Origin of the sequence: Streptomyces dioscori (assembly GCF_003024195.1) — a bacterium.
Lineage (GTDB): Bacteria > Actinomycetota > Actinomycetes > Streptomycetales > Streptomycetaceae > Streptomyces > Streptomyces dioscori.
Genome location: NZ_KZ679056.1, coordinates 24226 through 36898 on the forward strand (window position 1 = coordinate 24226; position 12673 = coordinate 36898).

14 protein-coding genes and 1 pseudogene are annotated in these 12673 nt (G+C 69.0%); 6 read left to right on the forward strand and 9 right to left on the reverse strand.

Features of this window, described 5'->3' with window-relative positions; all coding sequences use genetic code 11:
* Positions 1 to 35: 35 nt before the first annotated feature.
* Entirely contained in the window at positions 36 to 1454 is a 1419-nt protein-coding gene (gene pyk / locus C6Y14_RS36780; protein WP_107021248.1) for a pyruvate kinase, read from the forward strand.
* Between the two features lie 108 nt (positions 1455 to 1562).
* Here pyk and C6Y14_RS36785 read toward each other — a convergent pair whose 3' ends face one another.
* The 4 genes from C6Y14_RS36785 to C6Y14_RS36800 all read right to left on the reverse strand — a co-directional run bounded on the left by C6Y14_RS36785 (position 1563) and on the right by C6Y14_RS36800 (position 5796).
* Positions 1563 to 2870 (reverse strand): hypothetical protein, encoded by a 1308-nt coding sequence (locus C6Y14_RS36785; RefSeq protein ID WP_107021249.1) that lies wholly within the window; start codon positions 2868 to 2870, stop codon positions 1563 to 1565.
* The gene (locus C6Y14_RS36790) at positions 2860 to 3411 is read right to left on the reverse strand and encodes a DUF6114 domain-containing protein (RefSeq protein WP_107021250.1); all 552 of its coding nucleotides are present in this window, start codon (positions 3409 to 3411) and stop codon (positions 2860 to 2862) included. The genes C6Y14_RS36785 and C6Y14_RS36790 overlap by 11 nt, the downstream gene beginning before the upstream one ends.
* 142 nt (positions 3412 to 3553) lie before the next feature.
* Positions 3554 to 4186: a DUF6230 family protein gene (locus C6Y14_RS36795; protein WP_107021251.1), complete on the reverse strand. Its 633-nt coding sequence runs from the start codon at positions 4184 to 4186 to the stop codon at positions 3554 to 3556.
* Positions 4187 to 4806: 620 nt separating this feature from the next.
* Positions 4807 to 5796, reverse strand: a complete 990-nt coding sequence (locus tag C6Y14_RS36800) for a tetratricopeptide repeat protein (RefSeq protein ID WP_107021252.1) — start codon at positions 5794 to 5796, stop codon at positions 4807 to 4809.
* 227 nt (positions 5797 to 6023) lie between these two features.
* On the opposite strand from C6Y14_RS36800, the gene C6Y14_RS36805 reads away from it, so the two are divergent.
* A complete protein-coding gene (locus tag C6Y14_RS36805; RefSeq protein WP_107021416.1) occupies positions 6024 to 6647 on the forward strand; it encodes a TetR/AcrR family transcriptional regulator in 624 nt (207 codons plus the stop codon).
* 3 nt (positions 6648 to 6650) lie between these two features.
* Here the strand turns inward: C6Y14_RS36805 and C6Y14_RS36810 are convergent, their stop codons facing one another.
* Positions 6651 to 7049: an ATP-binding protein gene (locus tag C6Y14_RS36810; RefSeq protein WP_107021253.1), complete on the reverse strand. Its 399-nt coding sequence runs from the start codon at positions 7047 to 7049 to the stop codon at positions 6651 to 6653.
* Positions 7050 to 7192: 143 nt separating this feature from the next.
* Here C6Y14_RS36810 and C6Y14_RS45355 point away from each other — a divergent pair.
* The 4 genes and pseudogenes from C6Y14_RS45355 to C6Y14_RS36825 all read left to right on the forward strand — a co-directional run.
* Positions 7193 to 7378 (forward strand): annotated as a pseudogene (locus C6Y14_RS45355) (helix-turn-helix domain-containing protein); the annotation flags it as partial.
* Between the two features lie 48 nt (positions 7379 to 7426).
* Positions 7427 to 8077 carry a DUF5753 domain-containing protein gene (locus tag C6Y14_RS36815; protein WP_225891475.1) on the forward strand — a complete coding sequence of 217 codons (651 nt, stop codon included), beginning with the start codon at positions 7427 to 7429 and terminating at the stop codon, positions 8075 to 8077.
* A gap of 11 nt (positions 8078 to 8088) precedes the next feature.
* Positions 8089 to 8280, forward strand: a complete 192-nt coding sequence (locus tag C6Y14_RS36820; protein ID WP_107021255.1) for a DUF397 domain-containing protein — start codon at positions 8089 to 8091, stop codon at positions 8278 to 8280.
* 17 nt (positions 8281 to 8297) lie between these two features.
* The gene (locus C6Y14_RS36825) at positions 8298 to 8501 is read left to right on the forward strand and encodes a DUF397 domain-containing protein (protein ID WP_107021256.1); all 204 of its coding nucleotides are present in this window, start codon (positions 8298 to 8300) and stop codon (positions 8499 to 8501) included.
* A gap of 33 nt (positions 8502 to 8534) precedes the next feature.
* Here C6Y14_RS36825 and C6Y14_RS36830 read toward each other — a convergent pair whose 3' ends face one another.
* The 4 genes from C6Y14_RS36830 to C6Y14_RS36845 all read right to left on the reverse strand — a co-directional run bounded on the left by C6Y14_RS36830 (position 8535) and on the right by C6Y14_RS36845 (position 12640).
* Complete coding sequence (locus C6Y14_RS36830) at positions 8535 to 10235, reverse strand: acyl-CoA mutase large subunit family protein (protein ID WP_107021257.1); 1701 nt, start codon at positions 10233 to 10235, stop codon at positions 8535 to 8537.
* Between the two features lie 105 nt (positions 10236 to 10340).
* Positions 10341 to 10679 (reverse strand): DUF3817 domain-containing protein, encoded by a 339-nt coding sequence (locus tag C6Y14_RS36835; protein WP_107021258.1) that lies wholly within the window; start codon positions 10677 to 10679, stop codon positions 10341 to 10343.
* Between the two features lie 70 nt (positions 10680 to 10749).
* Entirely contained in the window at positions 10750 to 11259 is a 510-nt protein-coding gene (locus C6Y14_RS36840; RefSeq protein ID WP_107021259.1) for a MarR family winged helix-turn-helix transcriptional regulator, read from the reverse strand.
* 94 nt (positions 11260 to 11353) lie between these two features.
* Positions 11354 to 12640, reverse strand: a complete 1287-nt coding sequence (locus C6Y14_RS36845) for an MFS transporter (protein WP_107021260.1) — start codon at positions 12638 to 12640, stop codon at positions 11354 to 11356.
* Positions 12641 to 12673: the final 33 nt, after the last annotated feature.

Consider the following 12673-nt stretch of genomic DNA (forward strand, 5'->3'; position numbering starts at 1 on the left):
ATTCCGAAGCGAAACAAACCGATAGGATCGCCCTCATGCGCCGTTCCAAAATCGTCTGCACACTCGGTCCCGCCGTCGACTCCCACGAACAGCTCGTCTCGCTGATCGAGGCCGGCATGAACGTGGCCCGTTTCAACTTCAGCCACGGCTCCCACGCCGAGCACCAGGGCCGCTACGAGCGGGTCCGCTCCGCCGCCCGGGAGACCGGCCGCGCCATCGGCGTCCTGGCCGACCTCCAGGGCCCGAAGATCCGGCTGGAGACCTTCGCCGAGGGCCCCGTCGAGCTGGAGCGCGGTGACGAGTTCACCATCACGACCGAGGACGTCCCGGGCGACAAGTCGATCTGCGGCACCACCTACAAGGGTCTGCCGGGCGATGTCTCCAAGGGCGACCAGGTCCTGATCAACGACGGCAACGTCGAGCTGCGGGTCGTCGAGGTCGACGGTCCGAACGTGAAGACGATCGTCATCGAGGGCGGTGTCATCTCGGACCACAAGGGCATCAACCTGCCCGGTACGGCCGTCAACGTGCCGGCGCTGTCCGAGAAGGACGTCGACGACCTGCGCTTCGCCCTGCAGATGGGCTGCGACCTGGTCGCGCTGTCCTTCGTGCGCGACGCCCACGACGTGAACGACGTCCACAAGATCATGGACGAGGAGGGCCGCCGGGTCCCCGTCATCGCCAAGGTGGAGAAGCCCCAGGCGGTGGAGAACATGGAGGCCGTCGTGGCGGCCTTCGACGGTGTCATGGTGGCCCGTGGCGACCTCGCCGTCGAGTACCCGCTGGAGCGGGTCCCGATGGTGCAGAAGCGCCTCGTGGAGCTGTGCCGGCGCAACGCCAAGCCGGTGATCGTCGCGACCCAGATGATGGAGTCGATGATCACCAACTCCCGCCCGACGCGCGCCGAGGCGTCCGACGTGGCCAACGCGATCCTGGACGGGGCGGACGCGGTCATGCTGTCGGCCGAGTCCAGCGTCGGCGCGTACCCGATCGAGACCGTGAAGACGATGTCGAAGATCGTCGTCGCGGCCGAGGAGGAGCTGCTCTCCAAGGGCCTGCAGCCGCTCGTGCCCGGCAAGAAGCCCCGTACGCAGGGTGGTTCCGTGGCCCGTGCCGCGTGCGAGATCGCGGACTTCCTGGGCGGCAAGGGCCTGGTGGCGTTCACCAAGTCCGGTGACACCGCCCGCCGTCTGTCCCGCTACCGCGCGGCCCAGCCGATCCAGGCGTTCACCACGGACGAGGGCACCCGCAACCAGCTCTCGCTGAGCTGGGGCGTCGAGTCGCACGTCGTGCCGTTCGTGCACAGCACCGACGAGATGGTCGAACTGGTCGACAGCGAGCTGCGCAAGCTCAAGAGCTTCAGCGAGGGCGACATCGTCGTGATGACCGCCGGTTCGCCCCCCGGCGTCACGGGCACCACGAACATGGTCCGAGTCCACCACCTGGGCGGCTGACCACCTCCCGTACGCAGCCGTACGCGACTGAGGGCGCTCCCTGGTTCACAGGGGGCGCCCTCGGTGCGTTCAGTCGTTCCTGCCGTTCTGCCTACGGCGTCCCGGGGTCTAGCCGAGCGGTGTGTTGTACTGCCGCATCCCGGGGATCGTCAGGTCTCCGCCGAACTGGGCGGCCTGGACGACCTTCACCTTTGTGAAGTAGATCAGCGGGATGTTCAGCGGCGGAGGGTTCTCCGGGTCGAACGTGATCGGGATCAGACCGAGCAGGTTGCCGGAGATGCTCTCCGTGTACATGACCGTCTTGCCGTTCTTGATGGTGGACGTCGTGCCGCTGCCCCCCTGGACGTGGTAGCGCACTCCGGCGTCCTTGTCGTCGACCGTCTGGTGCAGGTCGCCGATGTCGGTGCCGTTGGAGATGACGTACTTCAGGACCTTCTTGACCGAGCCGTTGGCGGTCTTCACCTTGACGATGCCCTGGTAGTCGGCGCCCTTGAGGGTCAGGGAGCTGGCCTCCAGCATCCACGGGTCGTCGGCCAGAGCGGGGATGCCCTGCTCGACACCGCTCTCGTCGTCCGTGGCGGCCGGGCAGTCGTCGGGGTCCGTGGTGGAGCTCGCGGACGGGCTGGGCGTCGGGGAGGCGGTGGCCGCGTCCTCCACCTCGTCCTCGGCGTCCTTCGCGGCCTCGGACGCCTTGTCGGTCGCGTCCTTGACCGTGTCCTCGGCCGTGCCGGCCGTGTCCTTGACGGTGTCCTCGGCCTTGTCGGCCGGGTCGGACGCGCTCTTCGTGGCCGAGGGGCTGGGCGTGGCGGACGGCTCCGCGGTGGGGGTCGCGGTCTCCTTCCCGCCGGGCGTGAGGATGTCCTCAAGCGCGTCGCCGATCTCGTCCAGGACGTTGCCGCTGCTCTGCGAGGGGCTGGGCGTCGGCGTGGACGCGCCGCCCCCGGACTCGGCCGGCTTGCTCGTCGAGGCGGACGGCGTGGGGTCGGGCTTGTCCTCGGAACCTGAATCCGAGGAAGAGCCGTCGCCCGTCGAACCGTCGCCCGCGGAGTCCTCGTCCGCGGAGTCCTCGTCGTCGGCGGGAGCGCTCGTCGAGGCGGAGGGCGACGGGGTGGCCGTCGGGTCCTTCTCCTCGTCGGCCTTGTCGTCCTTGGCGCTGTCGTCCAGTGCCTCGACGCAGTCCTTGTACTCGTCGATCGTGAGGTTCTTCGCCGACGGCTTGTCGTCGGCCTGGGCGAGGGTCGGTGTGAACCCCATGCCCATGAGGATCGCGGTCGGCATCGACGCTATGGCTATCGCCTTGCCCGCGGGCACGTGCAGCCTGGTGAACAGCGGTTTCCTGGGGGCTGCGTGCCGCGGCCCGGTTCTCTCACGGGACTCGCCCGCGGAGTCCGCGTAGTGGACCTCGTCAGCCGGCACTGTGCCTCCCGTTCGCCCCGTCATTGGGGCTCGTTCCTGACAGATCGTTCGGCCCGCTCGCCCCGTCGGCCGGCGCGGCCTGCGGAACGCCTCCCTTGTCCGTACGGTCCGTCTCGGTCCGACGCGCGGCCGACTCCTCGCCCGGCACCCACGCGACCGCCATCCCGCCGCCCACCAGGGCCAGCAGGAAACCGATCAGGAAGCCTCCGAGGTTCGACACGGGGATGGAGACCAGCCCCAGCAGGATCGCCGCGACTCCGGCGAAGACCCGCACGTGCTTCTGGTACCAGAGGCTGATTCCGAGCACGCCGAGGAGCACGCCGATGATGAGCGAACCGGCACCCGCGGTCGTCGCCATGGCCAGCGTGAGATGCCCGATCTGAAGGTTCGCATACGGGAAGTAAGCGATCGGGAATCCCGCGAGCAGGATGAACAGGCCGGCCCAGAACGGACGGCCACCACGCCAGACACGGAACCGCAGCCGCCAGTAGGTGATTTGACCGCGCGCGGCAGGATTCCCTGCAGGAGTCTCGGCGCTCATGGAAAACAGCTCCCTGGAACGGCGTTGCTGTGAGAGGTTCACGTACTGCTCAGAAGGACTGAGCAAGGTACTGCTCAGGAGGACTGAGCAGGGGGACGGGTGGGCGAGGCAGCACAGGCTCCCTCACCCACCCAGGGAGTGCTTAGTAGCACTCCTTGACACCCTTGGAGAGCGACATCTTCAGGCCGCTCAGCTTGAAGGTGCCGGCGGTGGTCGCCCACGCCGTCTGCTTCACGTCGGTCAGCACGGCCTTCTCGGCCTGCTGCGCGAAGCCGTAGGGGTTCGCCTGGTCACCCTTGGCGATTCCCGGGCCCTTGCTCGCGTCCTTGGCCGCAACACCGATGTCGATGTTGGTGAAGGTCGCGTTCGCCGAGAGGTCCTCGACGTCGATGTACAGGTTCTCGGCCTTCACCGGCGTACCGCCGCCGCCGGCCTTCAGGGTCAGGCTGACGGACCCCAAGAACGGGACGTCCGGGGTGACCACGGACTGGCACATGTTCGTGATCGAGGCGGACTTGAACGCCGACACCGCGACCGGGTGCGCCGTCTTGTCGCCCTTGAGCGTGTACCCCTGGTCGATGGCTCCGTACTGCGAGAAGCCGGTGCCGACCAATTCGTCCGCCGTCACCTTGAACGACTGACCCGACACGCTGAACGACGCGGCGAGAGCGCCTTGTGCAAGGGCGATGCCTATGCACGCCGTGGCGGCCACGCTGGGCACCATGACGACGGCGAACCGCTTCCATCTGGTCCCGCCACGCACCTGGGACTCCATATTTCCTCCTTCTCGGACGTACATCTCCGGCCCTGGCCGCCGCCAGACAGCGACTCAGCCGGGCAGGGATGGGAGAAGTGCTACGTCCTCGGGAAGGAGAGCGCCCGAACCCGGAGGCGCGCAACGCACCCGGATCACCGGCGATCACCCCCGAGCGACAACCACTGGTCGCGCCTGAACACTTCACGCACAACCTGCCGGACAGGCTCCGCCGAGCGGCGAAGACCCCCCTGTCCAAGGGCCGGCGCCACTGCCGCCGCCCCTACTCGGTGGGGACCCAAGAAAACCCGCTGACCCGAGTGGCTGTCGGGGGAGGGTAATGGACCGAGCGTCGCCGATCGTGGTGCATTCTCGCCGCCCGCACAAGGGGGTTCGTTACTGGCTAGTAACGGCCGGATAACCGAACAACGACCCGTCGGTGTCGGCCGGACACCGAGGGTGGCCCCGAAGGAGGTGACAAAGTGATCGAAGATTGGACGGAATCCGACAGATCACCGCTCTGGCCTTACTCCCAGTAACAGCGGCCGCGTTTACCAAGTTTTGGTAAAGCGCGGCCACTATGTAGCTGTGTCGGCAAATCCTTCACCCCGGCATCACCGGCCGGAGCGTTTAGCGACTGGTCAGAACAAAGCCCGCGCCAGCGCCCTGCGCGCGGCCGTCACACGCGGATCGTCGCCGCCGACGACCTCGAAGAGCTCCAGCAGCCGTACGCGTGCCGCCTCGCGGTCGTCGCCCGCCGTACGCGCCACGGTGTCGACGAGCCGCCCGAGGGCGTCCTCCACATGGCCGCCCACCAGATCGAGGTCGGCCGCGGCGATCTGCGCCGGTACGTCACCGGGCTTGTCCGCGGCCTCCTTGCGCACCTGCTGGGGGTCCGCGCCCTGCACCCGCTGGAGCAACTCGGCCTGGGCGAGACCCAGCTTGGCCTCCGTGTTCCCCGGGTCGTCGCTCAGCACGTTCCGGTACGCCTGGACCGCACCGCCCAGGTCCCCCGCGTCCAGCGCCTGCACGGCGGCTTCGAGCAGCGCGTCGTACGGGCCGACCGGGACCTCGGGGGCCGCGGCGGCCCCGTCCTGCCCGGCATCGTCCGCACTCTGGTCCACGGTCACGCCCGTGAGCCCGAACCGCTCCTCGGCGACCTGGACGAGCTGATCCAGGGTGCCCCTGATCTGTGCCTCGGGAGCGGCGCCCTGGAAGAGCGGCAGGGCCTGGCCGGCCACCACCGCGAAGACGGCCGGGATGCCCTGGATCCCGAACTGCTGCATCAGCATCTGGTTGGCGTCGACGTCGATCTTGGCGAGGACGAACCGGCCGTTGTACTCGACGGTGAGCCGCTCCAGAAGCGGGCTGAGCTGCTTGCACGGCTCGCACCACTCGGCCCAGAAGTCGATGACGACCGGGACCTCGGTGGAGCGCTGCAGGACGTCCCGCTCAAAACCCGCCTCGTCGACGTCGATGACGAGACTCGACGCGGACACGGCGGGAACGGCCCCGCCCCCCTGTCGTACCGCTTCGGCGCGCGCCTGCTCCGCCTTCGCCTTGGCCTCCTGGGCCGCTTTCACCGCGGCGAGGTCGACGACTCCGCTCATGGACATGTTCCGTGGCTGCATGCGTCTATCCTCCCCCCTCCGCGCGCCTGTGTGAAAAGCGCTGTGAAAGCCGGTCCTGATACGTGTTTTTGACGCCGGGTCCCCACCTGGCGCCGCGTGGTCGTCGCGCTTTCGCTACGGCCCGTAGCGTAACTGTCCGGGGACGGCCCGGGGAAGCGGGTATCGGTGATCTCCCTCACCCGTTCACAGGATCCCCCTTCGCGGAACGTCCGGATATGGTCGCCGACATGCAGAGTCGCAGTTCCGCCCCCCGTACGGGACGTCCGCGCAGCGCCGAGGCCGACGAGGCGATCCTGGCGGCGACACGCGCGGCTCTCGTCGACCTGGGCTGGTCCGGCCTGACGCTGGGCGACGTGGCGACGCGCGCGGGCGTGGCGAAGACGACGCTCTACCGGCGCTGGGCGGGCAAGAACGAACTGGTCGTCGACGCTGTGGCGGCCCTCTTCGACGAACTGGAACTGCCCGACCGCGGGAGTCTCGCCGCGGACATCGAGATCGTGGTGCTCCAGTTCGCCGCGATCCTGAGCCGCCCGGAGGCCAAGACCGCGCTGATGGCGGTGGTCGCCGAGTCGACCGGCGACGCCGCCCTGCGCGACCGCATCCGCTCGTCGATCGTCGACCGCCAGAAGCACCTCGTCACCCAGGGCCGCGCTCGCGCCCAGGCCCGCGGGGAACTGCCCGTGGAGAACGACCCGGAGACCGCCGCCCGCGGCACGGACCTGATCTTCGACGTGATCGCGGGCGCGGTCGTACACCGCTGCCTGGTGAGCTCGAAGCCGGTGGACACGGACTGGGCGGGCGACTTCACCCGCCTCCTGCTGAACGGCCTGACCGGGGTCTCACCGGCCTGACCGTCACGGACCGCCCAGCTCGCACCAGACGAGTTTCCCGCCGGCACGGGACACACCCATGGGGTAGTGGCCCCACTGGTCGGCCAGCTCGGCCACGATCCCCAGCCCGCGCCCGCCCTCGGCGCCCGCGGCCGGCGCACCGACCCGAGGGGGCTCACCGCTGGTGTCCCACACCGACAGCCGCAGCCATTTCTCCGAACGCTTCACGCGCAGGCAGGACGGGCCGGGGGCGTGCACATACGCGTTGGTGACCAGCTCGGAGGCCAACAGCTCGGCCGTGCCCCCGAGTTCACCGAGCCCGTGCGCACGGAGCATCAGCCGCAGCGCGCCGCGGGCTACGCCCACGGCGAGGGGGTTATGGGGGAGGTTGATGCCGTACTCCCAGTCGTCCCCGTGGTTCATGAGGCCTCCGTCATAGGGAAGTTCCGCAACTCGGGCGCACACGGTGTGTGCTTGTTGCGATACTGAGAGTAGATAGAGGGGAGTAGATTTGTCACCTGCGTCCCCGAACGAGTGACCTTCAACTTCCGGAAAAGGGACGCACCTTGGCACTACGGACGCGGATCAGCGACCGGCAGCGACGTCTGGGCACCGAGCTGCGACGAGCTCGTGAGAACAGCGGAAAGACCACCAATGAGGCAGCGGCGGTGGCAGGGGTCCGGCCTCCGTTCCTGAGCAACGTCGAAGCCGGCCGCACCGCTATCGCCACCGAGCGCCTCCGCACACTTTGTGAGCACTACGGGGGTATTTCTAAGCCCGGCATTGAGGCTCTGGTGGCCATGTCGGAGTCCAGCGGCAAGGGTTGGTGGACCGCCTTCCAGGGACGTATCACCCAGCACGCACTCAACCTCGCGGAACTGGAAACCAGCGCGGCGGCTCTGCGGTCGTACGAGCCCTTGGTCATTCCGGGCCTGTTCCAGACCGAGGAGTACATCCGGGCCCTGTTCGGGGATGTGAAGCCCAAGCACGCCACGACCGAGGACGCCATCGCCTTCAGGCTGGAGCGCCAGCGCATCCTCGTGAGCGATGACGCGCCCGCCGTACACGCCGTGATCCACGAGGCCGCCCTGCGCATGCACTACGGCGGCCCCAGCGTCATGCGCGGGCAGTTGCTGCATCTCGTCGAACTGTCGAGACTGCCGAACGTGACGATCCAGGTCTTCCCGTTCCGCGCACAGACCTTCCTGGGCATCAGCACCCCGTTCCTGTACGCGCGGCCCCCTGTCGTCGAGGAACTGGCCACGGTCGTACTGGAACATCCGAGCGAGCCGATCTACCGTGACACTCAGGAGCACCTGTCCCAATACCGCACGCTCTTCGACCGGTTGACGAAGTCCGCACTCCCTCCGATCAGCCTCTCCCACAAGGCCGAAGCGCAGGCGGCACCAGGTTCCCTTCTGCTGATCCAGCATCTCCTGTACGACTTCTAGAGAGGCCCTCAGTGCCCCAACTCACCTGGCAGAAATCGTCGTTCAGCGGCGACGAGTCCGGCAACTGCCTCTACCTCGCCGCCACCCCCGACGGAATCCTCCACCTCCGCGAGAGCGACACCCCCGACGACATCATCGCCACCACACCCGCCCGCCTGAACCACCTCATACGGGCGCTCAAAGATCCAGCACCTCCTGCATGACCTCCAGGGAGGCTCCCGTGCCCCGACTCACCTGGCAGAAGTCCTCGTTCAGCAGCGACGAGTCGAACGACTGCCTCCACATCGCCACCACCCCCGACGGAATCCTCCACCTCCGCGAGAGCGACACCCCCGACGACATCATCGCCACCACACCCGCCCGCCTGGACCACCTCATACGGGCGCTCAAAGCAGGGCGCTCGGACAGCGGGGCGGCGTTCTGACAGCCGTGCGGGCGGTCGAGGGGGCGACTCGGGTCAGAACCCCGGCGGCTCCGTGTACACCCCCCACTCCTCCCGCAGCACGTCGCAGATCTCCCCCAGCGTCGCCTCCACCCGCACCGCGGCCAGCATCGGGCCGATCATGTTCGACCCGTCCCGCGCGGCGGCGAGCATCGCGTCCAGGGACGACCGTACGGCCGTCTCGTCCCGTGCGGCCCGGCGTCCGCCCAGCTCACGGACCTGGTCGCGCTCCACCTCGTGGCTGACCCGCAGGATCTCCAGATCCCCGGTCACCGAGCCGTGGTGGACGTTCACGCCGACGACCCGCTTGTCGCCCTTCTCCAGCGCCCGCTGGTACTGGAAGGCCGACTCCGCGATCTCCCCGGTGAACCATCCGTCCTCGATCCCGCGCAGGATCCCGGAGGTGATCGGCCCGATGGGGTGCCGCCCGTCGGGGTGGGCCCGCAGGCCCCGTTCGCGGATCTGCTCGAAGATCTTCTCCGCGTCCGCCTCGATGCGGTCGGTCAGCTGCTCGACGTACCAGGAACCGCCCAGCGGATCCGCGACGTTGGCGACGCCGGTCTCCTCCATGAGGACCTGCTGCGTCCGCAGGGCGATCTCAGCGGCCTGTTCGGACGGCAGCGCGAGCGTCTCGTCCAGCGCGTTCGTGTGCAGCGAGTTGGTGCCGCCCAGCACCGCGGCGAGCGCCTCGACCGCCGTACGGACGACGTTGTTGTACGGCTGCTGGGCCGTCAGTGAGACTCCGGCGGTCTGCGTGTGGAACCGCAGCCACTGCGCCTTGTCCGACCGCGCCCCGTACACGTCCCGCATCCACCGCGCCCAGATCCGCCGCGCCGCCCGGAACTTGGCGATCTCCTCGAAGAAGTCCAGGTGCGCGTCGAAGAAGAAGGAGAGGCCGGGTGCGAACACGTCGACGTCCATGCCGCGGCTGAGCCCCAGCTCCACGTACCCGAAACCGTCGGCGAGGGTGTACGCCAGCTCCTGCGCGGCCGTCGAACCGGCCTCGCGGATGTGGTAGCCGGAGACCGACAGCGGCTTGTACGCGGGGATCTTCTGCGCGCAGTGCTCCATCAGGTCGCCGATGAGCCGCAGATGGGGCTCGGGCTCGAAGAGCCATTCCTTCTGCGCGATGTACTCCTTGAAGATGTCGGTCTGGAGCGTGCCGTTGAGCAGCGCGGGGTCCACGCCCTGCCGTTCGGCGGCCACCAGGTACATGCAGAAGACCGGCACGGCCGGCCCGCTGATCGTCATCGACGTCGTCACGTCACCGAGCGGGATGTCCTTGAACAGGACCTCCATGTCGGCGGCGGAGTCGATCGCGACCCCGCAGTGGCCGACCTCGCCGAGCGAGCGCGGGTCGTCGGAGTCGCGCCCCATGAGCGTGGGCATGTCGAAGGCCACAGAGAGCCCGCCCCCGCCGTTGGCGAGGATCATCTTGTAGCGCTCGTTGGTCTGTTCGGCGTTCCCGAAACCGGCGAACTGCCGGATGGTCCACGTCCGCCCCCGGTAGCCGGTCGCGTGCAGACCGCGCGTGTACGGGTACTCCCCGGGCCAGCCGATCCGCTCGAACCCGTCGTAGGCGTCCCCGGGCCGCGGCCCGTAGACCGGTTCCACGGAGTCCCCGGAGAGCGTGGTGAAGTCGGCGTCACGCTTGCGTGCAGCGTCGTAACGGGCCTGCCAGCGTCGGCGGCCCTCCTCGATGGCGTCAGCGTCCATACCCTTGAATTTACTAGGACGTCCTAGTAAATGTCGATGGGACACCGCCACGGATACGTCCATGGCGGTGGTGAGGCGCGGAAATCGGTGAGGCGCGCGGCGGCTCTAGGCCTTCGCGACCGCGCCCGGGTCCTCGATGACCTTGGACTCCAGCTCACGGCTGACCTTGCGCTCCACGAAGAACGCGGCGGTCGGGACCGTACCCGCGAGCAGCACCCACAGCAGCTTGGGCACCGGCCACTTCGCCTTGGAGCCCAGGTCGAAGGCGAAGACCAGGTAGACGACGTACAGCCAGCCGTGCGCGACGCTGACGACACGCGTGAAGTCCGCGGCGCCGTCCAGGTCGAGCACGTACTTGCCGATCATCCCGAGGACCAGCAGGACCAGCAGGACACCGGTGACGTAGGCCATGACGCGGTAGCGGGTCAGCACGCTCTTTTTCATGGCTACGAGCGTAACCACCGGTTTGGCACGATCTTCGCGCGCCCCCACGTCCCGCCGCACCGCACGGGCGCTACTCCTCGTCGAAGTCGTGTGCCGCCACCCTGAGCGGCCGCAGCATCGCGAAGATCTCCCGGCACTCCTCGGCGTCGTACGCGCCGAGCCCGAACTCCATCGCCATCAGGTCGCGGGTGGCCGCGTCGCACACCTCGCGCCCCTTGTCGGTGATGGAGGCGAGGGTGCCGCGTCCGTCGTTGGGGTTGGGCCGCTTGTCGACGAGCCCGGACCGTACGAGCCGGTCCACCGTGTTCGTCACGGACGTCGGGTGCACCATCAGCCGCTCGCCGATCTTGGACATCGGCAGCTCGCCGGCCTTGGAGAAGGTGAGCAGCACCAGCGCCTCGTAGCGGGCGAACGTCAGCCCGTACGGCTTGACGACCGCGTCGACCTCGGCGAGGAGAATCTGGTGCGCGCGCATGATCGAGGTGATCGCGCCCATGGACGGGACGGACCCCCAGCGCTGTTTCCAGAGTTCGTCGGCTCGGGCGATGGGATCGAAGGCAAGGCTGAGCGGCTTCGGCACGGCAAAACCCTACCGGCCGGTCATATCGCGGTCAGCCCCGTCTCGCCTTTCGGTATTCGCCCGCTTCCGCACCCTTCTCACCCGTGCTTCGCCTTCACCCCTTCCGGGCGGCCTCGCCCCCTGTTCTTCCCGTGCGCCGCACCTCCGCGGCCAGGAGCAGACAGCACACCGTGCCGAGCACGCCGACCCCGCCCACCACCGTGCTGACCGGCCAGAACTCGGCCGCCGCCCCGGCCAGCGCCATGCCCACGCCCTGGATGGTCATCAGCCCGGCCGTGTGCACGGTCATCGCCCGCCCGCGCAGTTCCTCCGGCACGGCGTCCACGAACCAGCGGTCGAGCCCCAGCGTGTACGCGCCCGTCGACCCGGCGACCAGCAGCGCGAGCAGGATCCAGCCGAGGTCCGGATGGAAGGGGTAGGCGAGGAGTGGCAGCAGGCCGCAGCCCGCGAGGGGCAGCACGATCCGGGAGCGGGCCGCCGGGGAGAGGGCGGAGCCCGCGTACAGCTCCCCCGCGATCGTGCCGATGGGCATCGCGCACATCAGCAGCCCGATCCAGGCCGTGCCGACCCCGATCTCGTCGGCGTACGCGGCGGCCAGTGCCTCCGGTGCGACGACGAACATCGGCGGCACCCAGAGCAGCAGGAGCAGCGCCCGTATCCGGCGGTCCGCCAGGACCTGCCGGGTGCCCGCGAGCGAGTACCGCATGAGCGGTCCGGCGCCGGTCCGCGCGGGCCTGCGCCGGGTGCCGACGCGCAGCAGCAGCGCGGAGGCGAGGAAGGTGCCGAACGTGATGACCAGCGCCCCGCGCGGGGACACGAACGTCAGCAGGATGCCGCCCAGGCCGAAGCCCACGAGCACGGCGCTCTGCGACACGATCCGCAGCAGGGAGCGGCCCAGCACGAACAGGTCGCCGTCCCCGAGGATCTCGGCCAGCGTGGCCATCCGGGTGCCGCTGAACACCGGCGAGACGGCGGCGATGGCGCACCGCAGGGCGAGCAGGGCGGCGACGGGGGTGGCGGGCAGGGCCATCAGCGCCGCGCATCCGGCGCACACGAGGTCGCACACGACGAGCACCCGCCGGGCCGGGAACCGGTCGGCCACGCCGGACAGCAGCGTCCCGCCCACGAGGTAGGGCAGGAAGCCCAGCGCGAAGGCGAGTGCGCTGAGCAGCGGCGATCCCGTCAGCTCGTACACGAGGACGGTCAGGGCGATCTCGCTGACGACGACGCCCAGCAGGGACAGGGCGTGCGCGGCGAAGACGGCCCGGAATTCCCGGACGGCGAAGACCCGGCCGTACCCGCTCCCCCGCGCGTCGACCGTGGGGGTGTCGACGGAGGGCGGCTCGGGTGCCGTCGTCGCGGTCTGTGTTTCTTCTGGCATGGGGAGCAGCGTCGCGTGACCGGACCGGACGGC

Coding starts and splice junctions, on each gene's coding strand:
- C6Y14_RS36815 (WP_225891475.1), top strand. CDS start 7,427: ATGTCGGAGTCCAGCGGCAAGGGTTGGTGGACCGCCTTCCAGGGACGT.
- C6Y14_RS36835 (WP_107021258.1), bottom strand. CDS start 10,679: ATGAAAAAGAGCGTGCTGACCCGCTACCGCGTCATGGCCTACGTCACC.
- C6Y14_RS36810 (WP_107021253.1), bottom strand. CDS start 7,049: ATGAACCACGGGGACGACTGGGAGTACGGCATCAACCTCCCCCATAAC.
- C6Y14_RS36795 (WP_107021251.1), bottom strand. CDS start 4,186: ATGGAGTCCCAGGTGCGTGGCGGGACCAGATGGAAGCGGTTCGCCGTC.
- C6Y14_RS36800 (WP_107021252.1), bottom strand. CDS start 5,796: ATGCAGCCACGGAACATGTCCATGAGCGGAGTCGTCGACCTCGCCGCG.
- C6Y14_RS36790 (WP_107021250.1), bottom strand. CDS start 3,411: ATGAGCGCCGAGACTCCTGCAGGGAATCCTGCCGCGCGCGGTCAAATC.
- C6Y14_RS36805 (WP_107021416.1), top strand. CDS start 6,024: ATGCAGAGTCGCAGTTCCGCCCCCCGTACGGGACGTCCGCGCAGCGCC.
- C6Y14_RS36845 (WP_107021260.1), bottom strand. CDS start 12,640: ATGCCAGAAGAAACACAGACCGCGACGACGGCACCCGAGCCGCCCTCC.
- pyk (WP_107021248.1), top strand. CDS start 36: ATGCGCCGTTCCAAAATCGTCTGCACACTCGGTCCCGCCGTCGACTCC.
- C6Y14_RS36830 (WP_107021257.1), bottom strand. CDS start 10,235: ATGGACGCTGACGCCATCGAGGAGGGCCGCCGACGCTGGCAGGCCCGT.